The sequence below is a fragment of the Tessaracoccus coleopterorum genome, assembly GCF_011174705.1.
Lineage (GTDB): Bacteria > Actinomycetota > Actinomycetes > Propionibacteriales > Propionibacteriaceae > Arachnia > Arachnia coleopterorum.
Window position 1 is genome coordinate 772,325 of the sequence record NZ_JAANIJ010000001.1, and the last position, 18,780, is coordinate 791,104.

Consider the following 18,780-nt stretch of genomic DNA (forward strand, 5'->3'; position numbering starts at 1 on the left):
CTGTGAGTCGGCTAGCGCTTCCGCTGGACCTGGATCTTCTGCTTCGCGGGGCCCGTGCCGTTGCGGCGGGCCTTCTCCTCCTCGAGTTGGCGCTTCTGTTCCTCCTGCTGCTCCATCAGGGAGTCGCGGTCGAGACCGGAGCGCAGGATGGCGAACGCGACGGCGGCGATGGCGATCGAGACCCAGGTCGGGAGCCCGAAGACGATCGGCAGGGTGACCAACGCCACCATGTCGAAGCCGCGCAGCAGCGAGAACATCAGTCCGGGCGGCATGGCGCCCACACCGGTTGCCACGATGGGCCCGGAGTAGTCGGCGGGCTTTGCCGAAATCCACCGCACCGCGGCCAGGAAGCCGGCGATGCCGGTGACCAGCGCCTTCGTACCCGCCTCGACCGGATCGGCCGCGACTCCGCCGGCCAGCCCCATGAACGCCGGGAACGAGCCGACGGCCCAGAGGAGGGCCAGGACGCCGGGAACGACCATCGCCGCCTGCTTGACCTGGCCCGGGTCGAACGGGAAGCAGCGCTGCAGGCCCTTGGTGCGGGTGAGCACGCGCAGGGAGTTCATGAACGGCACCAGGGCCGTCATGAGCACCAGCGCCGAGATCGGCGGGTTCAGCGCGGCGAGACCCAGCGCCTGGACGGCGTAGGGCACCACGACCGTCGCCGCGAGGATCAGCAGCGGCAGGGGCTGGCGCCAGAGCCGCTGCACGTCGCGCATGACGAGCGCCTTCATACCGGAGCCGACACCGCGCGTCGGCTTCACGTGGCCCCTCGCCTTCGACTTGCTCTCGACGAGGATGTCTCGGATCAGCGCGAACTCGAGCGCGAAGGCCGCGCCCTGCAGGCCGGAGAGCAGCGATCCGCCGGAGGTGACGCGCTGACGCCGCACGCCCTTGAGCCTGCGGTACGCGACGAGGCCGGCCACGATGATCAGCAGCAGCCCGACGCCGGCGACGATGAAGGCGAGCTCCACGGAGAGGGTGGCGAGGCCACCCAGGGCGAACCATCCGGCCGCGCCGCCGACGAGCGCCACCAACGTCGCGATGGCGACCATGCCGATGATCCACTGGATGGTGGTGATGATCCAGGTGCGGTCGAGGCCCTGCTCGGCCGCGGCGAAGGCCACGAGGCCCGCGGCACCGAGGCCGCCCGCGAGGGCCCAGATGCCGACCTGGCCCAGCGTCGAGCCGGTCAGGGCGGCGATCAGGGCACCGAGCAGCGCCCCTGCGCCGAGCGCGAGGGCGATGGCCGCGACGAGTCGTCCGGCAAGCAGCTTGCGGCGGTCGGTCGGGCCGTCCATCAGCCAGAACCCCTCGGCCGCGGAGGCCGCGACGGGGCCGAACATGCGCGAGAGGATCAGGGTGGAGGCCAGCACACCGGCCACGGCGGCCCACGGCAGCAGGCCGCGGGCGGCGATGCAGCCGTCGGTGTCACAGACGGCCACCACGCGCTGCGCTTGGATGATCGAGGACACGAGCATGGCGCCGATCAGCACGATGCTGAACACCATCACGTAGCCGTCGGAGAGCACCTGCATGAGGTTGCGGTCGGCGCGCCCGCGGCGCCAGTCGCGCATCAGCAGCTTCAACTGCTTCTCGTCGACGACGCCCAGCTCGCCGAAGCGCGGGTCGGACACGCTCATCAGGCGCCCAGCCGGATCTGGCGGGCACCGATCGCCTCGAGCAACGACGGCTCGTGGCTTGCCAGCACGATCGCGAGGCCACCCTCGAGTTCCTGCTTCAGGCGACGGCCGAGCCATTCGACGCCCTCGACGTCGAGCCGCTGCTCCGGCTCGTCGAGCACCAGCAGCCTGCGGGGACGCACGAAGGCGGTCGCCAGGGCGAGGCGCCTGCGCTGACCGGACGAGAGGGTCGAGGGGAGCTGCCCGCCTGCGGAACGAGTTGCACCTCGTCGAGCACCTCGTCGACGAGGGCGTCGGGGTCGGTGAGCCCGTGGGCACGGGCGAGCAGGTCGAGGTGCTCGACCACGGAGAGGTCGGGGAAGAAGTCGAGGTCGTCGATGACGGTCGCGACGTCGCGGCGGATCGCGGCGTTCGTCTCGGAGACCTTCACGCCGTCCACCAGGATCGTCCCCTCGTCGGGGCGGTCGGCGCCGCAGAGGCAGCGCAGCACGGTCGACTTGCCCGCGCCGTTGCGTCCCGTGAGCGCCACGGCCTCCCCTCGTGGACCTTCATGGAGAAGCCCTCCACGATCGTCACGGGGCCGTAGCCCTTCTTCAACTTGTCCACCTGGAGCACGACATCTTTCTTAGCCACGGTCCCATTGTGGGCCATGGGGGAAAGCGGAGCGCAACGCACCCTGTCCGAGGTCGGCGCTAGGCTGGCGCAATGCAGAACCAGAGGGCCGGGCTCGACAAGCAGCACGCCGATGTCGCCGCCATGTTCGACGGCGTCGCGAAACGCTACGACTTCATGAACTCGGTGATGTCCGGCGGGCAGGATGCGGCCTGGCGCCGCGCCACCGTCGAGGCGATCGATCCGCGGCCCGGGGAGCGGGTCCTCGACCTGGCCGCGGGCACGGCGAAGTCGTCGGCCGCGATCGCGGAGCGGGGGGCCGCCGTGACGGCCGCCGACCTTTCCTTCGGGATGCTGAGCGAGGGTTTGGCCAACTTCCCGTTCCTCGACTTCGCCAACGTCGACGCCCTCGCACTCCCGTTCGCCGACGAGGTGTTCGACGCCGTCACGATCAGCTACGGCCTGCGCAACATCGACGACACGGCCGCGGCCCTCACCGAGCTCCTGCGGGTCACCCGGCCGGGGGCCGCATCGTCGTCAACGAGTTCTCGACGCCGACCCACCCGGCGTTCCGCTACGTCTACCAGCACTACCTGCCGGTCGCCCTCCCGCGATGGCGAAGCTGTCGAGCAACCGGGCCGCCTACGGCTACCTCGCGGAGTCCATCCTCGCGTGGCCCGCCCAGAAGGAGCTGGCCGACATCATGGCCTCCGTCGGCTGGAGCGACGTCGAATGGCAGAACCACACGGGAGGCATCGTCGCCCTGCACCGTGGCAGGAAGGCGATGTGAACTCCTTCGTGCTGGACGCCTACTCGGCGCGCAGCTGCCCGGTGAAGACGTTCAACACCTTCGATCCGACCCGCGCGGAGCCACCACTCGACGAGTCGCTGCGCGAGTCGTTCCAGGGGGCTCCGACTTCCGCGACGCCGTGCTCGCCCGGATGGCGGCGGCTGAGGAGGCGGTCGACCTGCGCGGAATGAGCGCCCCGGCGGAGGAGCGGGCGGAGGCGTGCCTCGCGGCCATGGGCCTCGGGCCCCCGTCATCATCGGTGGGCTGCTCCCTCTCGACCTCGACGGTCATCGCAGCGGGCGCCCCGACGCGCTGATCCGCGGCGAGGACACCGCCTCCGGCTCACCCGGCTACTGGCCGCTGAAGGTGAAGCCGTACCGGGTGCGCGAGCGGCAGGCGGGGTCTGAGACGCTGAGCACCTCGACCCTCGCCGCGCCACAGGCGCTGGTGCCCCTTCACGATGCCCGTTACCGCGTCTACCGCGAAGGGTGCTGCTGGAGCTCGCCCACTACCGCCGGATGCTCGAGTCGTGCGGCTTCGCCTCCGGGGTCAACCTCGCGGCCGTGGTCGGCGACGACCGCAGTGCTGGTGCCGAGCCCGGCATCACCTGGGTGGATCTGACGATGAAGTTCATCCGCACCTACTCGAAGACCGCGGGCCACAAGCTGCGCTCCACCATGGAGCGCTACGACCACGAGCACCAGTTCAGGGTCTACGTCGCCGAGCACGCGGCCACCCGCGTCCCGACGATCCGACGCCACCTGTGGTGCGCCCATCCGGGTGAAGGAGTGCGAGTGGTGCGCCTGGTGGCAGGTGTGCCGCCCGCAGATCGACGATGACGACCTGTCGCTGCGGATCTCGAAGGCGCCGCTCGACGTGCGGGAACTGCAGACCCTGTTGTCGCTCGGTATCAGCACCGTCGCCGAGCTCGCCCGGGCCGACGTCGACGAGATCCTCCCCGCTTACCTGCCCGGACGGGGCACCGCGACCGGGCCGAGCAGCGGCTGAGGCAGGCCGCGCGCCGGGCGCGGATGCTGGCCAACGGAGTCAACCTGGAGCGGGTGAGCGTCGATCCGATCGGGGTGCCCCGCTCCCCCGTCGAGGTCGACCTCGACATCGAGACGGCCGATGACGGTTCGGTGTACCTCTGGGGCGTGCTCCTCACCGACGAGGAGGGCACCCGCTACACCTCCTTCAGCGAGTTCTCCCATTTCTCGGAGGACCGCGAGGTCGAGATCGCCGCCAGTTCGCCGCCTGGCTGGTGGAACTGGCGGCCCGCAGGCCCGAGGTGTTGGTGTACCACTACAGCGACTACGAGACGGTGCATCTGAGGCGCCTGGCCGAGCGGGCGGGCGACGACCCCGACCTGCTCGCGGCCTGTGGGCTCATCAGGGGCACTTCGTCGACCTGTTCGGCTTCGTGCGCGACAACTTCGTGGGCGTCGACGGCCTCGGCCTGAAGGTGGTGGCCACCCGCGGCGCACGGTTTGCCTGGCGCGACGAGGAGCCGGGCGGCCTCGCCTCCCAGTCGTGGTTCCGGGAGGCCGTCGAGTCCCCGATCCCGCTGCGAGGGCCAGCGCGCGGCAGCGTGTCCTCGAGTACAACGAGGACGACGTGCGCGCAACGCTCGCGGTGCGCGCCTGGTTGACGGCCTTCGACGATCCCGACACCGCCACGGAGCCGGAGCCTGCCTGAGCGTCGCGCCTGACCCGCTGCCAGGGAGACTTGGCCGATGCTGCGCTGGCTCGTCATCCCTTTGTCCTGCTGGCCTCGGGTTGTCTCTCCCCTCCCTCCTACCGGGCCGACGAGAACTTCACCGATCCTGCCGCCATCGAGATCGCCCGCGCCATCGAGGCGGGGGAAACCGGGCGCGTGGAGCAGTTGCTGGCCGACGGCTCAGATGCCAACGTGGGAGAGGGCCGCATGACGATGGCGAAGTGGGCCGTCCTGATGGGCCGGCTCGACTCGCTCACGCTGTTGCTCGCTGCGGGGCGGACCCCGACGGGACCGGGGAAGGGGCCGACCCCTGCTGTTCGAGGCAGTGCGCACGCGCGATCCGAGCTACGTGACGGCGGTGCTCGAGGCCGGGGCCGAGCCGGGCATCCGCCACCCGGTCGCGAAGACCTACGTGCTCCATGAGGCATGCAGCTTCCCCGAGCGCTCCGTCCTGGAGCCGCTCATCGCCCGTGTACCCGACCTGGACGCGACCGACGCGGAGGGGATCACCGCTCTGCACGTGTGTGGGGTCGCCAACCAGGGCGCTCTGGTGCTGCTCCTCCTGGAGGCCGGGGCCGACCCCTCGCCACGGACAACTCGGGGCGCACGTTCCAGGACGGCTACTTCAACTGGGACACGGGGCTCCTCAACGAGCGGGCCGCCTCCGAACGCGCCGCCGTGGTCGCGTGGCTCGAGGCCCGCGGGATCCCGGTCGACCCGCGCGCCTGAGGGTCACCCCGCCGCGGCGGGTTCGCTCTCCTGCTCCTCTGCGTGCGTGGTGACCCACAGGCGGCCGGCCACGAACAGGCCGAGCACCAGCAGCCCACAGGTGAGCACGAACGGCCACCGCCGGTCCATCCCCGACAGCCAACCGCCGATCCAACCGAAGGGGGCCGTGACCAGCATCACGCAGGTGCGCTGGATCGCCATCACGCGGGACCGCTCCGCCGGTTGACGTGGAGCGCCACCAGCGACTCGGCCAGCATGAACAAGATGCCCGCCCGAACGCGTCGAGCACGAGACAACCGGCGAGCAGCGCGTAGGTGGTCGCGTCGGCGCCGCCCTCCGGCGCCGCGATCCCGACCAGCAGCGCCTGCCCGACGAGGTAGACGCCGAACCCGATGAGGGTGGGCGCCTTCAGGTGCCGGGAGTGGGTGAGCCTCGGGATGATGGTGAAGAAGAAGAGCACCGACAGCAGCGAGCGGACCATCGGGAAGAACGGGAGCAGCGCGTCGGGGACCCGAGGCGCTGGTTGATGATGACCTGCCAGAAGGTGCCGTTGATCAGGACGACGGCGCCGACGATGGCGGAGATGGTCAACGAGAAGAGGGTGCCCTTAGACCGCACGATCAGGCCGAACACGCCCCGGTACTCGCGGAGCGAGGTCCAGATCGAAACCCCACGCGTCTGCTCCATCCGGACCCGACCGGTGGCGGTCTCCGTGGTGAAGCGGTAGAGCAGCCAGATCTTGACGGACATGATCAGGAAGGCATTCACGTACAGGATCCGCACGGCCAGTTCGAGGCCGAGGCCCGAGACCAGCAGCGCGGCGATGGGCGCGAACAGCGCGGAGAACTCGGCGGCCACCTTCACCAGGGAGTAGACCTTCGGGATCTCCGCACGGTCGATGTCCTCGACGAGGAGGCAGTCCCACGAGTTCTGGGTCACCTGCCACGCACCGTTGATGATTGACGCCGCCAGGAACCACCAGAAGTTCTGCGCGAGCGCCCAGATGAGGCACGGGACGACCCAGGCGATGATGTCGAAGATCGCGGTGGTGGCCCTACGGCCCAACTTGTCGGTGATCACGCCACTGAGCAGGCCGAACACCACCTGTGACAGCATCGAGATGGTGGCGAGCAGGCCGATCTGCGCGTCGCGGACTCCGAGCGCCAGCATGAACACCGACGCGTACGGCGCCACGAGTTGCATCGACAGCCCCAGAGGGCTCGGTGTATACCGATGCCCGCCCGTTGCCTCGGAGGGCGAGCAGGGTGGCGATCATGGGGTTGCGCTGGCGGGTCACCCGGCCAAGTCAAGCCGGGTCGCAACCGGTTTGTCCAAACGTGGTTCACACACGGGCGACGATGAACTCCGCATCGGAGTCGAGCGCCGCCTGCAAACCTCCTGCGTCGGTGACCGTCATGGTGCGCCAGCCGAGCGCCGAGGCCACGGCCGCCAGGTCGGACCGCTGGGGGTCAGGAACACCCTGTCGAAGCTGTCCGCGTACTCGGGCGCCCCTGCTCGAGGCCACGGAAGATGCTGCCGCCACCGTCGTCGACCACGACGACGCGGAACCGTTGCGGCCACGGTTCGGACGGTGGGCGGACCAGCGCCCCGACGTCGTGCTGGGCGGTCAGGTCGCCGAGCAGCAGCGTCAACGGCCGGCCTGTGGAGAGCGCGATGCCGGTGGCGGTGGCGATGGTGCCGTCGATGCCTGCGAGGCCGCGGTTGGCCCAGGTGACGGGGGTCGCTCCCGCACCGGGCTGACGTCGGCGGCCCGGATGATGGAACTGGAGCCGTACATCAGGTCCTCGCCGGAGTCGAGCGATGCGAGCACCGCGTCCGCGACCACCCGCTGCCCGAAGGCCGGGCCCGGGGGCGCCACGGGAAGGCGCGCCAGGCATCCAGCCAGGCCGGGTCCTGCGGGTCCAGCTGCACGCGGTCGGCGATGATGGCCGCCCGGTGCCCGGGGTCGTGCCAGCGCGCCGAGTCGGTCACGACGACGAGCTCGACGTCGTCGCGCCTGAGCAGCGCGTTGACCGGGCGCGACAGCGTCGGGTGGCCGAACATCACGACCCGTTCGATGCCGTCGGACATCGCGAGGAGCGCGTGCCGGTACCCGGGGATCGCGTTGGGGCCCGAGCGGGCATTCGACGTCGGTTCCGCGAAGAGGGGCGCGCCGCTGACCTCCGCGAGCGCGCGGGCCTCCGCGCCCACCGCGGGCGACGCGTCGCCGGCCAGCACGACGGTGCGGCGGTCGTCGAGCTCGACGATCTCGGTGCCGAGCGACCGGGAGACCCGGAGCCTGCGGGGTTCGGGCGGCGGGAGTTCCCCGACGAGGGGTTCCTCGAACTCGAGGTTGAGTTGGACCGCCCCGGACGTCTGGTGCGGCGGCCCTCGGCCGTGACGACCCCACGGTGCACGGCCGCCGCCCAGGCCGCCGGCCCCCGGACGTCGAGGAAAGGCGCGCGACGTCGAGGGCGGCGGTGCCGACCAGGCCGACCTGCTCTCCGGTCTGGCTGGCCCCTGTGCCGACCTGGTGGGCGGGCCGGTCGGCGGTGAGCAGCAGCAGCGGGACGCCCGCGAGGGTGGCCTCCATGGCCGCGGGAACCAGGTTGGCGACGGCGGTGCCAGAGGTTGTGATGACGGCGACGGCCCGGCCGCCCGCCCGTGCGAGGCCGAGCGCGGTGAAGGCGGCCACCCGCTCGTCGATCCGCACATGGAGCCGGAGCAGGCCGAGCCGGTCGGCCCGGTCGACGGCGAGCGCCAGGGCCGCCGAGCGGGAGCCCGGCGAGAGCACGACGTCGGTGACGCCGACACCGATCAGCGCGTCGATGACGGTCGAGCCGAGTGCGATGCTGCTCATCTGTTCCCTCCACGATCCGGTTGACCCTCTCCCACCGGGCGAGCCAGAAGTCGGCGAGCTCTCCGACGGCCCGGTTGGCGGCGAGCAGGTCGGCGTCGACGACGACGGGCCCGACGCGGAGCAGGCCGTCGACCGGGCGCAGCGGGTCGACGACGACATCCGAGGCGAGCAGCCGCTGCGTCTCGAGGCCGCAGGCATACGGCAGGTCGGGAAGGGCCGCGGCCAGCGCGACCCCGGCCGCGAGGCCGACGGAGGTCTCCACCGCCGACGACACGACCACCGGCATGCCCAGCTCGGCGGCAAGTTCGAGGCAACGCGCCGCCCTCCGACGGGCTGCACCTTGAGGATCGCCACGTCGGCCGCGCCCGCCCGCTTCACCCGCATCGGGTCGTCTGCCCGCCGGATGGATTCGTCCGCGGCGATGGCGACCCCTGATCGAGGGCCCGCAGCCACGCGAGGTCTTCGACGGTGGGGCTGGGCTGCTCGACGTACTCGAGCCCGAAGCCCGCGAGTTCGGCGATCGCGATCCGCGCCTCCTCCCGCGTCCAGCCACCGTTGGCGTCCACCCTCAGTCGGGCCTCCGGCAGGGCGTCGCGCACCGCGGCGACGCGGGCGATGTCGTCGTCGAGCGGTCTGCCGTTGACGGCCACCTTGATCTTGATGGTGCGGCAACCGGAGTCGACGGCGCGGCGGGCGGCCTCCCGCGGGGGCAGCGCCGGGACGATGCCGTTCACCTCGACCGTCTCCCGCACCGCCCGGGGATGACCGAGGGTGGCGGTCTCGAGGGCGGCCCGCAGCCATGCGGCCGCCTCCTCGTCGCCGTACTCCGGGAACGGGCTCCATTCGGCCCAGCCGGCCGGGCCCTCGAACAGCACGCCGGAGCGGCGGGTGATGCCCGGAAGGGCACCGTCATGGCGATGTCGTAGACCAGCGGCCTCATCCGAGGAACACCCCGACGAGCAGGCCGAGGCCCAGCCCGATCTCGGCGAACCCGGTCGATGCGATGACGGGGATCAGGCCGGGCCGGCTGCCCCACCGAGCACGCGGCGCAGCGGGTCGATCAGCAGCCCGAGCGACAGCAGAGCGATGAGCGAGGCCCAACCGGTGAGGGCCGCGAACACCACGATGCCGACGGCGGCGATCCCGCAGAGCACGGCGTAGAAGATGCGGGCATTCCGATCGCCCAGGCGTGCCGGGAGCGTCAGTTTCCCGGACTCGCGGTCAGTGGGGATGTCCCGGATGTTGTTGGCCACCAGGATCGCGCTGGCGAGCGCACCGACCGCGGTACCAGCGACCCAGGCGTGCGGCGGGGTGGAGCCGGAGATCACGAAGGTGGTGCCGACGGTGGCGACCAGCCCGAAGAAGACGAACACCATCAGTTCGCCGAGCCCGAGGTAGCCGTACGGCTTCCTCCCGCCGGTGTAGAACCATGCCGCAAGGATGCTGAGGGCACCAACGAGCAGGAGCCACCACTGCCCACTGAGCGCGACCACCGCGAGCCCGGCGACGGCCCGACCCCGAACGACGCGAAGGCCGCGGCCTTGACCGAACCTGGTGATGCGAGCCCCGATGCCACGAGCCGGACGGGCCCGACCCGCTCGTCGTCGGTGCCGCGCACGCCGTCGGAGTAGTCGTTGGCGTAGTTGACGCCGACCTGGAGCGCGACGGCGACCACGAGGCAGAGCAGGGCGATCAGCCAGTCCTGGCTGCCGACCGCGAGGGCGGACGCCGAGCCCGCGAGGATCGGGGCGAGGGCGGCGGGCAGCGTGCGTGGGCGCGCACCGGCCACCCAGATGGAGATGGAGTTGTTCATGGTTGGACCAACTCTAGGAGCTTTTCGCGGTCGGGCTTGCCACCCAGGCCCCTGGGGATGCGGGGAACCAGCACCAGTTGACGCGGAAGGGAGGCCGTCGGGAGTTCGTTGCGGAGCGCCTCCCGCCAGGCGTCCAGGGTGCCCGACGGCGCGAACAGCACCACGCGGGCGCCCCACTCGTGGTCGTCGACGGCGAACACCGCCGACTCCTCCTCACGGCGGGCCACCACCGCGCGCACCAGGGCCAGATCGACGTTGACCCCGCCGCTGATCACGACGTCGTCGATCCGTCCGTCGATGACCAGCCGCCCGTCCACGAGGTGTCCGCGGTCACGGGTGAGGACGGCGCCGTCGACGAGGGTCTCCGCAGTCAGATCGTCGCGACCCAGGTAGCCGCGGAACACGCTCGGGCCGGCGAGCGCGATGCGCCCGTGGTCCCCGAGCCGGACGTCGACGCCGGGCAGTGGCACGCCGTCCCAGACGACACCACCGCAGGTCTCGCTCATGCCGTAGGTCTCGATGATCCGGATCCCGGATCCCTCGGCGCGGGCCCTGAGCTCGGGACGCAGCGCCGCTCCGCCGACCAGCACCGCATCGAACGCGGCGAGACGCGCGGCCTTGGTCGGGTCGCTGAGGGCCCGGTAGAGCTGGGTTCCCACGATGGAGACGCAGTTGCGGCCGGGGTGCGGCTCCAGGGTTTCGAGGGCCGCATCCGTGACGGCGATGCCCCGGCCCAGGATGCCCCGCACCATCACCATGAGGCCCGCCACGTAGCGGGGCGAGAGGGTGAGATGCCAGGTGGCGTCGTAGCCGAGGCGTTCCCTGGCGGCGCCGGCCCCTGCCACCAGCGCGTCGCGGTGCAGCACGACGAGCTTTGCGTCGCCGCTCGATCCCGACGTCGCCACGACGGCGCAGCCCTCGGGGCGATGCCCTCCCCCGGCGCGAGCCATGGTCCCGGTCCTCCCGCGAGGAAGCGCGCGACCGGTGTAGCCAGATCCTCCATCCTGCAAGCCTATCGACGGCGGGTAGAATGACCACATGGTCCGGGTAATCCTCATCATCGCTGTCGTGATGCTGACCGTGTACTGCGTCGTCGAGGTCGCGCAGGCACGTGGCTACGGCGTGCGGGCCATGCCCCGTTGGTTGTGGGCGTTCACCGTCATCTGCGTCCCCTGGTGGGGCCGGTCTGCTGGCTGATGTTCGGCCGTCCGGTCGGCCCGGGCAGGCCCGCGGGCCCCGAAGGCACCGGACGACGATGAGGACTTCCTGCGCGGCCTGCGCTGAGCCGGGCTTGACAGGACCGCCTCGGACCTGTGGGAAACTGGACCCATGAGTGATGGCGTGAGGGCAGTGATCGCGTGGCTGCGAGAGTGTGGCCGGCAGTTCGATGCCCGTGCCGATGAGCTGAACGAACTCGACCGGGCCCTGGGCGATGGCGACCATGGCACCAACATGCGCCGCGGCTTTGAGGCCGCCGAGTCGCTCAACCTCGAGGAGCATGCACACGCCGCCGACGCGCTGCGCCAGGTCGGGATGGCGCTGGTGAGCAACGTGGGCGGCGCCTCCGGCCCCTCTTCGGCACCTTCCTGCTGCGTGCCGGAGCCAACTGGCCCTCGTCGGTCAGCACCGTCGGTGTGGCGCGCGCGGTCCGCCAGGGCCTGAACGGCGTCGTCGCGCGGGAAAGGCCGAGGTCGGCGACAAGACGATGGTCGACGCGATCGCGCCGGCCGCCGAGTCGCTCGAGCGCTCCGCGGCCGAGGATCTCGACATCGCGAACGCCCTGCGGTTGGCCGCCGAGGCCGCCGAGGCCGGGCGCGACGCTACCGCCTCGATGGTCGCCCAGCGCGGGAGGGCACACCTGCGCGCCGCGGAGTCGGTGGGCGTGCTCGACCCGGGGCGGTGTCGATGTCGATCATTCTGCGCACGGCGGCCAACCACATCGCCTGACTTGCGAACAGCGCACGTGATTGCTTATTTCGCGCGGTGAGCTGAGGGCCATAGCCTTGGGGTCATGAGCTTCCAGGCACCACACAAGGCCGTCATCCTCGCCCGCGGACTCGGTTCGCGCATGCGCAAGGAGGCTGAGGGCGTCACCCTGAGCGACGAGCAGTCGAAGGCGGCCGATGCGGGCGTCAAGGCGATGATCTCCGTCGGGCGGCCGTTCCTCGACCACGTCATCAGCGCACTGGCCGACGCCGGCTTCACCGACGTCTGCCTCGTGATCGGTCCCGAGCACGACCTGATCCGCGACTACTACGACAACATCGCCAAGTCGCGCGTCACGATCAGCTACGCGATCCAGGAGGAGCCGCTCGGCACCGCCAACGCCGTGTTGTCGGCGGAGGAGTTTGCCGGCGACGACCGCGTGCTTGTGATCAACTCCGACAACTACTACCCGGCCGAGGCCCTCGCGCTGCTGGCCGGGGTCCCCGGCTCCGCACTGGTCGGCTTCACCCGCGAGGGCATGCTGACGAGGTCCAACATCGCCCGCGACCGGATCGCCGCGTTCGCGCTGGCGACCGCAGACGCGGAGGGCAACCTTGACGAGCTGGTCGAGAAGCCCGACGAGGCGACCATCAGCCGGCTCGGCGACGACGCCGTCATCTCCATGAACTGCTGGCTCTGCGGGCCCGCCATCTTCGCCGCGGCCAAGGCGATCCCGCCGTCGGCGCGTGGCGAGTATGAGATCACCGACGCCGTGCGCCGGGCGATCGAGGACGGTGACCCTACGCGGTCGTCAAGGCCGATGTCGGCGTGCTGGACATGAGCAACCGCGGCGACATCGCCTCGGTCGTCGAGGCGCTCGGTGACAGCGAGGTCGTGCTGTGAAGTGGTTCGTCCCCGGCCGCCTCGAGGTGCTCGGTAAGCACACCGACTACGTCGGGGGCCGCTCGCTGCTCGCCGCCGTCGACCGCGGCGTCACCATCGAACTGAGCGACTCCGAGGGCCCGGGCTTCCTGGTGTCCTCGACCGCGATCGAGGGTGAGCAGCGCCTCGTCCCCGGCACCGATCCGGGGCTCGCGAAGGGCCACTGGGCCAACTACGTCCAGGCAGTGCTCGACCGGCTGCAGCTGAACTTCGGTGAGCTGGCCCCGGCCCGCCTGGTGATCGACTCGGACCTGCCGCTCGCCTCCGGCATGAGCTCCTCGTCGGCGCTCGTGGTGGCCGTCGCGCTCGCCGTGATCGACCACAACGGCATCCGTGAGCGCGCGGAGTGGACCTCCAACATCTCCGACGCCATCGACCTGGCCGGCTACCTGGCCACGATGGAGAACGGCCTGACCTTCGGCACCCTCGAGGGGCTCCGCGGCGTCGGTACCTTCGGCGGCTCCGAGGACCACACGGCCATGCTGAACTGCCACCCGGGCCAGCTGACCGAATTCACCTTCTGCCCCATCGTCGAGGGCGATTCGGTGGCCCTCCCGGAGGGCCTCACCTTCGTCGTGGCCGTTTCCGGCGTGCTGGCCGAGAAGACCGGCGCCGCCTCGAGCACTACAACTCCCTCTCGCTGAACGCGGCACGGCTCGCCGAGTTGTGGAACGACGCGACGGGCAGCGATGACGCCACCGTGGCCGACGCGCTGGCCTCCGACGAGGACGCCCTCGAGGGACTGCGCGCAGTAGCGGCCCACGACGAACTCCTCACGCGCCGCCTCACGGCCTTCGTCACCGAGTCGGAGGTGGCCATCCCCGCGCCATCGAGGCGCTGCGCGCCGGCGATCTCGAGGCCTTCGGGAAGGCCGCCGACCTGTCGCACCGCAACGCAGACGCGGTGCTCGGCAACCAGATCCCGAGACGAACCGGCTGCAGTCCCTTGCCCGGGAGATGGGCGCGATCGCCTCGACCGGCTTCGGCGCCGGCTTCGGCGGCTCGGTCTGGGCCCTCGTCCCGACGGAGGGCGCGCAGGCCTTCGGCGACCGCTGGCTCGCCGCATACCTGGCCGAGTATCCGCAGTGGGAGGAGACGGCCTCGATCGTCCTCACCCGTCCGGGCGGCCCGGCCGTCGCCTGTGAGCCGGATCCACGACTCTCTGGTGCGTCTGCTCTCCGATTGGCCCGCGGCCGACGGTGGGCAGGCGCTCCTGCTGTCCGCTACCTGGACTTCGCGCGCGGCGGAGCCTCCGCGCTGCGCAAGGACGGCGGCCCCGTCCACTTCACGGCGAGCCTGCTGCCGTTCAGCGAGGACCTGACGCGTGTGCTGCTCGTCTTCCACCGCAAGGCGGGACGCTGGCTGCAGCCCGGCGGCCACATCGAGGAGGGCGACGCCTCGATCCCGGAGGCGGCCCGGCGTGAGGGCGTCGAGGAGTGCGGCATCGCGATCGACGGCGACCTCGTCCCCGCGGAACTGGACGCCCACGTGCTGGGCGGAGGTTTCTCCTGCCATGAGCACCTCGACATCCGCTTCGCCGTCCGGGTGCCCGGTGACGCCGTCCCGCACGCATCGGATGAGTCGGAAGACGTCGCCTGGTTCGATCTCGCCTCCGTCCCGCCCGAGCTCGGGTCGCTGGTCGCGGCCGGGCTGTGGTCGCTCCGCTGACGGAGACGGCGCACGCCCGGCATCGGGTCCGGGTGATCCGATCGGGCCCTAGGATCCTACCGAGCAGGGAGGGCTTAGTGAGCGAACAGACATTCGTGGACGAGACCGGCACCGTCGAGGTGGAGTTCACCGGGACAGAGGTGGACGCGGTCCGGGTCTCGAACCTCTGGAAGAACCGCATGGGTGCGGAGGAGTTGGCAGCCACCATCACGCGACTGATCCGGATGGGGCTTCCTCCCTGCCCGAGCCTGCCCGAGCGGAACTCCGGGCGGTGTCGCTCCCCGGGCCGCGGTCGCCGGGTATCTCGCGGAGAACCGGGCCGGCCGGGCGGCCACCCGCCGCTATCTCGAGCGGCTGCGCGCGGGCCAGGTGACGCGTCCCGAGGCGAGGCGCGTCTCCGTCGAGAACCACGTGGAGGTGGTCGCACGCGGAGGCCGGTTCTCCGAGCTGCTCCTCCACGCGCCCTGGGCACAGGAGGCGACGGTGCAGACCATCTGCGACTCGATCATGGAGGCGCTGGCGCAGTTGCCGCTGGTGGAAGACGTCGAGCCTGATCCGGACCTGACCGAGGCGAGGGCCGCTACGCGGCCGCCCGCCGCTACCTTGTCGAGAAGTAAAGGAGGAAGCCACGATGTCCATCGAAGCGACCCTCGGAACCATCGGCGACCTGATCGCCGACCTCGAGGAGACCTACACCCTGCAGGCCGATCTGGTCGACGCGGAGATGAAGAACCAGGAGTCCGTCATCGGCGCCTTCAAGCGCTGGACGTGCGAATCCTGGCCGTTCTGCCCAGCGGTGGCTACTCGAGCGACTCGGAACCGGGCGGCATGGCGAAGTTCTGGCACACGATCAGGGAGAACGACCACCCCGATCAGGGCAAGGCACGCGAGCAGGTGGAGGCCGCGGCTGCCGAATACAACACCACGGACACCGCGCAGATGGATCGACAGGCGCAGTTGTCGACGATCCCGACCGATCTCGGTGACTTCCTCAGGGACTGGCTGAGCGTCGACAACTCCTTCGCCAACATCTACTACCCTCGAATGCCAACGAGATCCCGTCCGTGGGGAAACCTGGCTGAGCACCGCCTCCGGAGGCTACGACAGCGCCATCGGCACCCAGCGGACGGCGGCCGACACCGCGCGGAGCGTGCTCGGCGACCTGATCTCCAACAGCTCCGCGTTCCTGACCGAGATCACCGACACCATGGCGTCCTTCACAGATCTTGCCCTGCAACAGGAACAGATCTACCTGGACGCCCTCCTGTCGATGGCCCAGGACTACACCAGCATCGGTGGCTACATCGACGCCGCGAAGGGGCTGCTGCAGACCGTCAAGTCGGAGCGCGACATCTACTACCAGCGCGTCAACGAGCAGGGACGGCTGCTGGCGGCGGCCGTCGACTCGGTGATCCAGACGACCCTGCTGGAGAACGACCTCGACGGCATCGGCCCCGGAGGAAGCTGGCCCGACCCGCAGAATGTGGCGACGAACAAGGACAACCCGGCCGGACCCACGCGCGATGAGATCATCACGGACGCCGAGTGGTTCCGCAGGCACATCGCGTACTGGGACGATCTCAGCTCCGACCTGGCCGAGCTGAAGGTCTCCGCCGATGCGGCCGCCGTGCTGCCGATCAAGATCATCGACCTGCCGCACTTCTCCGCTGTCCAGTCGACCGCGCTCAACGGGCTGGCCGAGAGCCTCCAGACCGCGATCGGGCAGGGGCAGAGCGCCGCAGGGAAGATGAGCGATGCCCTCACCCGCAGCATCCGTAACTACATCAACAACGAGCTCGGAGCGGGAGCGGAGGCGGATGCGTTCTTCCATCAGCACGTCGGCGGCTAGCGCTCTCACCGCACTGTTGCTGATGACGGCAGGCTGCCAGGCGACGCCGCCGGAACCGGGTTCCGCCCGCGAGGCGGCCGCCGCCGTCCTCGGCGAGGCGATCGGCGACGGCACCCGGGTCGTCGGCTACTCGATCGGCGCCGACGTCGTGCTCCTGGAGGGTCGGGACACCAGGCAGCGACGCCTGTATCCCGTCAGGCAGAGACCGGATGAGGCGACACCCAGCACCGAGGGCGGCCCCTGGGTGCTCGGCAGAGACTTCGATCTGGCCGCGAGCCTCGCCCGGGCCGAAGCCCAGCTCGACCGGTGCCCGGGATGGGGCGAGGTCGACGTGCGGGTCCTCTCCCAGAGGCGCTGCTGACGGTGACCCACTGCGATGAGGCCTCTTACGCCATGCTCAACGACCGGGAACTGCCGCCGCTCGGCGAACCCGTGGACGGCAGGGCACTGGCCACGCTGATCACCGAGCTGGAGTCCTCCGGTCTGGAGGGTTCCGTGACCGCCATCGAGTACCACCGGGCAGAGGATGCGGTCACCGTCTCCTATCTGGGTGACGACAGGCTGCGGGAGTACCACTGGATCCGTGGGTGGAGCGGGGCGACCTCACTGGTGACGGCCAGTGACATCCCTGCCGGCACGCGCATCCCGATCCGGCCGCAGGCGCTCCTCGGGGCACCTGCCGAGCTGGATCGGATGGTGGACGGTGCGACCGGAGCCGACGTGATCCTGATCGGGCCGGCGGCCGGGGCGATGCCGTCGAGGTGCAGGTGAGCTGACCGGGCCCGGTCAGTCGAGGTGCTGGTCCTCATAGCTGCGTGGGTCCTCGATGGGCTCGAGGTGCCCAGTCACGTGCAGGTCCGGGAACTCGGAGCGGATCTCGTCGATCAGATCCTCCATCGCGTCGTGGCCCTTCTTCACACTCCACGCGCCCGGAACCAGCATGTGCATCTCCATGAAGGCGCGGGCGCCGGAGACGCGGGTGCGCAGGGCGTGGAAGTCGATCTGGTCGCTGGAGCGGGCCGCAAGGATCTCCCGCAGCCGTTCGTTGGTCTCCTTCGGGAGCGCCTCGTCCATCAGCCCTGCGGTCGATTCCGACACGAGCCGCCACCCCGTCCACAGGATGTTCAGGCCGACGGCGATCGCGACGATCGGGTCGAGGATCTCCCAGCCGGTGAGCCACACGAGCCCCACGCCGATGACGACGCCGACCGACGTGATCAGGTCTGTCATCAGGTGATTGCCGTCGGCGCGCAGTGTGATCGAGTTGTGGCGCCGGCCCGCCCGGATCAGCACGACGGCGACGACGCCGTTGACCGCGGCCGCAACCATCGAGATCAGCAGGCCGATGCCCACCTGCTCGAGCGGCTGCGGGTCGAGGAGCCGCTGGATGCCGAACACCAGGATCACGGAGGCGGCCACGAAGATCATCACGCCCTCGACGGCCGACGAGAAGTACTCGGCCTTCGAGTGGCCGAAGTGATGGTTCTTGTCGGCCGGCTTGGCCGCGATGCGCAGTGCGATCAACGCGACGATGGCGGCCACCAGGTTGACAACCGATTCGGCGGCGTCGGAGAGCAGGCCGACAGAGCCGGTGATGCGCCACGCGACCGTCTTCAGGGCGATCGTGGCGAGCGCGGCCGCGATGGACAGCCAGGCGAACTTGGTCAGGTCGACGCGGGGGAAGTCACGGTTTCAATCATCCCGCCCCACACGGGAGGCCAAATCTGGGAGCGACCCGGGTGCCGACGGCAGACCCGGGTCGCTCTCCGCGTCAGCGACGCACCAGGTTGCGCACCTCGGTGCCGTTGCGGACGGCGGCGACGTTGTGTGCCAGCAGCACATCCCGTGTTGCGGCCGGCCTCCCGCGATGTGCGGGTGATCAGCAGGTTGGGCTGGTCCCACAAGGGCGAGTCGGCGGGCAGCGGCTCCGTGGCGGTGACGTCGATCGCGGCGGCCGCGAGGCGACCCGACTCCAGGGCGGCGACCAGCGCGTCCTCGTCGACGGTGCTGCCACGGCCGACGTTGACGAGCACTGCGCCCGGCTTGAGCTCCGCGAACCGCTCCGCGTTCATCGCGCCCGCGGTCGACGGGTGGTTCGGCAGGATCATGACGAGCACGTCGGTGTCGGCCAGCACCTCGGCCAGGCCGTCCTCGGTGACGACGGGGACCCGTCGCGGTCGCCCGCCGTCCGGGCCACCCGGTGACCTCGGCGCCGAGCATCTTCACCAGCGGCG

25 protein-coding genes and 6 pseudogenes are annotated in these 18,780 nt (G+C 70.6%); 20 read left to right on the plus strand and 11 right to left on the minus strand.

The features are described 5' to 3' along the window. Positions 1-11: 11 nt before the first annotated feature. Both G7085_RS04900 and G7085_RS04905 read right to left on the minus strand, forming a co-directional pair. Positions 12-1,760, minus strand: coding sequence for a DUF6297 family protein (locus G7085_RS04900; protein WP_408647041.1), 1,749 nt, complete (start codon positions 1,758-1,760; stop codon positions 12-14). Further along, positions 1,643-2,294: pseudogene (locus tag G7085_RS04905) on the minus strand (ABC transporter ATP-binding protein). The gene G7085_RS04900 and the pseudogene G7085_RS04905 overlap by 118 nt, the downstream one beginning before the upstream one ends. A gap of 54 nt (positions 2,295-2,348) precedes the next feature. Between G7085_RS04905 and G7085_RS04910 the strand changes: the two are divergent. The 9 genes and pseudogenes from G7085_RS04910 (at position 2,349) to G7085_RS04920 (ending at position 5,715) form a co-directional block, all read left to right on the plus strand. After that, positions 2,349-3,045, plus strand: a pseudogene (locus G7085_RS04910) (demethylmenaquinone methyltransferase). A gap of 8 nt (positions 3,046-3,053) precedes the next feature. After that, positions 3,054-3,236 (plus strand): hypothetical protein, encoded by a 183-nt coding sequence (locus G7085_RS24185; RefSeq protein ID WP_231979227.1) that lies wholly within the window; start codon positions 3,054-3,056, stop codon positions 3,234-3,236. Next, positions 3,233-3,361 carry a hypothetical protein gene (locus tag G7085_RS29450; RefSeq protein WP_269451775.1) on the plus strand — a complete coding sequence of 43 codons (129 nt, stop codon included), beginning with the start codon at positions 3,233-3,235 and terminating at the stop codon, positions 3,359-3,361. Before G7085_RS24185 ends, G7085_RS29450 begins: the two co-directional genes overlap by 4 nt. A 172-nt stretch (positions 3,362-3,533) precedes the next feature. Then, positions 3,534-3,884, plus strand: a complete 351-nt coding sequence (locus G7085_RS24190; RefSeq protein WP_231979228.1) for a hypothetical protein — start codon at positions 3,534-3,536, stop codon at positions 3,882-3,884. After that, positions 3,859-4,053: a hypothetical protein gene (locus tag G7085_RS24195; protein WP_231979229.1), complete on the plus strand. Its 195-nt coding sequence runs from the start codon at positions 3,859-3,861 to the stop codon at positions 4,051-4,053. The genes G7085_RS24190 and G7085_RS24195 overlap by 26 nt, the downstream gene beginning before the upstream one ends. A gap of 23 nt (positions 4,054-4,076) precedes the next feature. After that, on the plus strand, positions 4,077-4,376 hold the full coding sequence (locus tag G7085_RS24200; RefSeq protein ID WP_231979230.1) for a hypothetical protein: 300 nt from the start codon (positions 4,077-4,079) through the stop codon (positions 4,374-4,376). Then, positions 4,367-4,504, plus strand: coding sequence for a hypothetical protein (locus G7085_RS24205; protein ID WP_231979231.1), 138 nt, complete (start codon positions 4,367-4,369; stop codon positions 4,502-4,504). The genes G7085_RS24200 and G7085_RS24205 overlap by 10 nt, the downstream gene beginning before the upstream one ends. Further along, positions 4,465-4,692, plus strand: a complete 228-nt coding sequence (locus G7085_RS24210; protein ID WP_231979232.1) for a hypothetical protein — start codon at positions 4,465-4,467, stop codon at positions 4,690-4,692. The genes G7085_RS24205 and G7085_RS24210 overlap by 40 nt, the downstream gene beginning before the upstream one ends. Before the next feature lie 393 nt (positions 4,693-5,085). Continuing rightward, on the plus strand, positions 5,086-5,715 hold the full coding sequence (locus tag G7085_RS04920) for an ankyrin repeat domain-containing protein (protein WP_197510136.1): 630 nt from the start codon (positions 5,086-5,088) through the stop codon (positions 5,713-5,715). Between the two features lie 182 nt (positions 5,716-5,897). Here G7085_RS04920 and G7085_RS04925 read toward each other — a convergent pair whose 3' ends face one another. The 4 genes and pseudogenes from G7085_RS04925 to G7085_RS34135 form a co-directional block, all read right to left on the minus strand. After that, positions 5,898-6,692 (minus strand): MFS transporter, encoded by a 795-nt coding sequence (locus G7085_RS04925; RefSeq protein WP_197510137.1) that lies wholly within the window; start codon positions 6,690-6,692, stop codon positions 5,898-5,900. Between the two features lie 266 nt (positions 6,693-6,958). Beyond that, positions 6,959-7,141, minus strand: a complete 183-nt coding sequence (locus tag G7085_RS04930) for a thiamine pyrophosphate-dependent enzyme (protein ID WP_197510138.1) — start codon at positions 7,139-7,141, stop codon at positions 6,959-6,961. Further along, positions 7,138-7,320 (minus strand): hypothetical protein, encoded by a 183-nt coding sequence (locus G7085_RS24215; protein ID WP_231979233.1) that lies wholly within the window; start codon positions 7,318-7,320, stop codon positions 7,138-7,140. The genes G7085_RS04930 and G7085_RS24215 overlap by 4 nt, the downstream gene beginning before the upstream one ends. Positions 7,321-8,055: 735 nt before the next feature. After that, positions 8,056-8,349, minus strand: a pseudogene (locus G7085_RS34135) (thiamine pyrophosphate-binding protein); the annotation flags it as partial. A gap of 20 nt (positions 8,350-8,369) precedes the next feature. Between G7085_RS34135 and G7085_RS24220 the strand changes: the two are divergent. Then, the gene (locus G7085_RS24220) at positions 8,370-8,693 is read left to right on the plus strand and encodes a hypothetical protein (RefSeq protein ID WP_231979235.1); all 324 of its coding nucleotides are present in this window, start codon (positions 8,370-8,372) and stop codon (positions 8,691-8,693) included. Positions 8,694-8,723: 30 nt separating this feature from the next. Here the strand turns inward: G7085_RS24220 and G7085_RS24225 are convergent, their stop codons facing one another. The 3 genes and pseudogenes from G7085_RS24225 to G7085_RS04950 all read right to left on the minus strand — a co-directional run bounded on the left by G7085_RS24225 (position 8,724) and on the right by G7085_RS04950 (position 11,112). Beyond that, the gene (locus tag G7085_RS24225) at positions 8,724-9,224 is read right to left on the minus strand and encodes an enolase C-terminal domain-like protein (protein WP_331715480.1); all 501 of its coding nucleotides are present in this window, start codon (positions 9,222-9,224) and stop codon (positions 8,724-8,726) included. Positions 9,225-9,285: 61 nt separating this feature from the next. After that, positions 9,286-10,162: pseudogene (locus G7085_RS04945) on the minus strand (1,4-dihydroxy-2-naphthoate polyprenyltransferase). Then, the gene (locus tag G7085_RS04950) at positions 10,159-11,112 is read right to left on the minus strand and encodes an AMP-binding protein (protein WP_197510140.1); all 954 of its coding nucleotides are present in this window, start codon (positions 11,110-11,112) and stop codon (positions 10,159-10,161) included. The pseudogene G7085_RS04945 and the gene G7085_RS04950 overlap by 4 nt, the downstream one beginning before the upstream one ends. A gap of 121 nt (positions 11,113-11,233) precedes the next feature. Between G7085_RS04950 and G7085_RS29455 the strand changes: the two genes are divergently transcribed. The 10 genes and pseudogenes from G7085_RS29455 to G7085_RS05000 all read left to right on the plus strand — a co-directional run bounded on the left by G7085_RS29455 (position 11,234) and on the right by G7085_RS05000 (position 17,317). After that, on the plus strand, positions 11,234-11,359 hold the full coding sequence (locus G7085_RS29455; protein WP_269451776.1) for a hypothetical protein: 126 nt from the start codon (positions 11,234-11,236) through the stop codon (positions 11,357-11,359). A gap of 153 nt (positions 11,360-11,512) precedes the next feature. Further along, complete coding sequence (locus G7085_RS29460; RefSeq protein WP_331715481.1) at positions 11,513-11,824, plus strand: DAK2 domain-containing protein; 312 nt, start codon at positions 11,513-11,515, stop codon at positions 11,822-11,824. A 43-nt stretch (positions 11,825-11,867) separates the two neighbouring features. Then, positions 11,868-12,149, plus strand: coding sequence for a DAK2 domain-containing protein (locus G7085_RS24230; RefSeq protein ID WP_197510142.1), 282 nt, complete (start codon positions 11,868-11,870; stop codon positions 12,147-12,149). Between the two features lie 24 nt (positions 12,150-12,173). Further along, positions 12,174-12,991: pseudogene (locus tag G7085_RS04965) on the plus strand (nucleotidyltransferase family protein). Next, positions 12,988-14,163, plus strand: a pseudogene (locus G7085_RS34140) (GHMP family kinase ATP-binding protein); the annotation flags it as partial. The pseudogenes G7085_RS04965 and G7085_RS34140, both read left to right, overlap by 4 nt. A gap of 48 nt (positions 14,164-14,211) precedes the next feature. Further along, positions 14,212-14,697, plus strand: a complete 486-nt coding sequence (locus G7085_RS04980; protein ID WP_408647175.1) for an NUDIX hydrolase — start codon at positions 14,212-14,214, stop codon at positions 14,695-14,697. 631 nt (positions 14,698-15,328) lie between these two features. Then, positions 15,329-15,703: a hypothetical protein gene (locus G7085_RS04985; protein ID WP_197510146.1), complete on the plus strand. Its 375-nt coding sequence runs from the start codon at positions 15,329-15,331 to the stop codon at positions 15,701-15,703. Between the two features lie 144 nt (positions 15,704-15,847). Next, on the plus strand, positions 15,848-16,546 hold the full coding sequence (locus tag G7085_RS04990; protein WP_197510147.1) for a hypothetical protein: 699 nt from the start codon (positions 15,848-15,850) through the stop codon (positions 16,544-16,546). A 22-nt stretch (positions 16,547-16,568) separates the two neighbouring features. After that, positions 16,569-16,907 carry a hypothetical protein gene (locus G7085_RS04995; protein WP_197510148.1) on the plus strand — a complete coding sequence of 113 codons (339 nt, stop codon included), beginning with the start codon at positions 16,569-16,571 and terminating at the stop codon, positions 16,905-16,907. Between the two features lie 32 nt (positions 16,908-16,939). Then, positions 16,940-17,317, plus strand: coding sequence for a hypothetical protein (locus G7085_RS05000; RefSeq protein ID WP_231979236.1), 378 nt, complete (start codon positions 16,940-16,942; stop codon positions 17,315-17,317). 15 nt (positions 17,318-17,332) lie between these two features. Here the strand turns inward: G7085_RS05000 and G7085_RS05005 are convergent, their stop codons facing one another. After that, positions 17,333-18,214: a cation diffusion facilitator family transporter gene (locus G7085_RS05005; RefSeq protein WP_231979978.1), complete on the minus strand. Its 882-nt coding sequence runs from the start codon at positions 18,212-18,214 to the stop codon at positions 17,333-17,335. After that, entirely contained in the window at positions 18,211-18,681 is a 471-nt protein-coding gene (locus G7085_RS29470; protein ID WP_197510150.1) for an NAD(P)-dependent oxidoreductase, read from the minus strand. Before G7085_RS29470 ends, G7085_RS05005 begins: the two co-directional genes overlap by 4 nt. Positions 18,682-18,780: the final 99 nt, after the last annotated feature.

Coding starts and splice junctions, on each gene's coding strand:
- G7085_RS04900 (WP_408647041.1), bottom strand. CDS start 1,760: ATGGCTCGGCCGTCGCCTGAAGCAGGAACTCGAGGGTGGCCTCGCGAT.
- G7085_RS29450 (WP_269451775.1), top strand. CDS start 3,233: ATGAGCGCCCCGGCGGAGGAGCGGGCGGAGGCGTGCCTCGCGGCCATG.
- G7085_RS24200 (WP_231979230.1), top strand. CDS start 4,077: ATGCTGGCCAACGGAGTCAACCTGGAGCGGGTGAGCGTCGATCCGATC.
- G7085_RS04925 (WP_197510137.1), bottom strand. CDS start 6,692: ATGCAACTCGTGGCGCCGTACGCGTCGGTGTTCATGCTGGCGCTCGGA.
- G7085_RS04950 (WP_197510140.1), bottom strand. CDS start 11,112: ATGGCTCGCGCCGGGGGAGGGCATCGCCCCGAGGGCTGCGCCGTCGTG.
- G7085_RS29455 (WP_269451776.1), top strand. CDS start 11,234: ATGCTGACCGTGTACTGCGTCGTCGAGGTCGCGCAGGCACGTGGCTAC.
- G7085_RS24230 (WP_197510142.1), top strand. CDS start 11,868: ATGGTCGACGCGATCGCGCCGGCCGCCGAGTCGCTCGAGCGCTCCGCG.
- G7085_RS04985 (WP_197510146.1), top strand. CDS start 15,329: ATGTCCATCGAAGCGACCCTCGGAACCATCGGCGACCTGATCGCCGAC.
- G7085_RS04995 (WP_197510148.1), top strand. CDS start 16,569: ATGACGGCAGGCTGCCAGGCGACGCCGCCGGAACCGGGTTCCGCCCGC.
- G7085_RS05000 (WP_231979236.1), top strand. CDS start 16,940: ATGCTCAACGACCGGGAACTGCCGCCGCTCGGCGAACCCGTGGACGGC.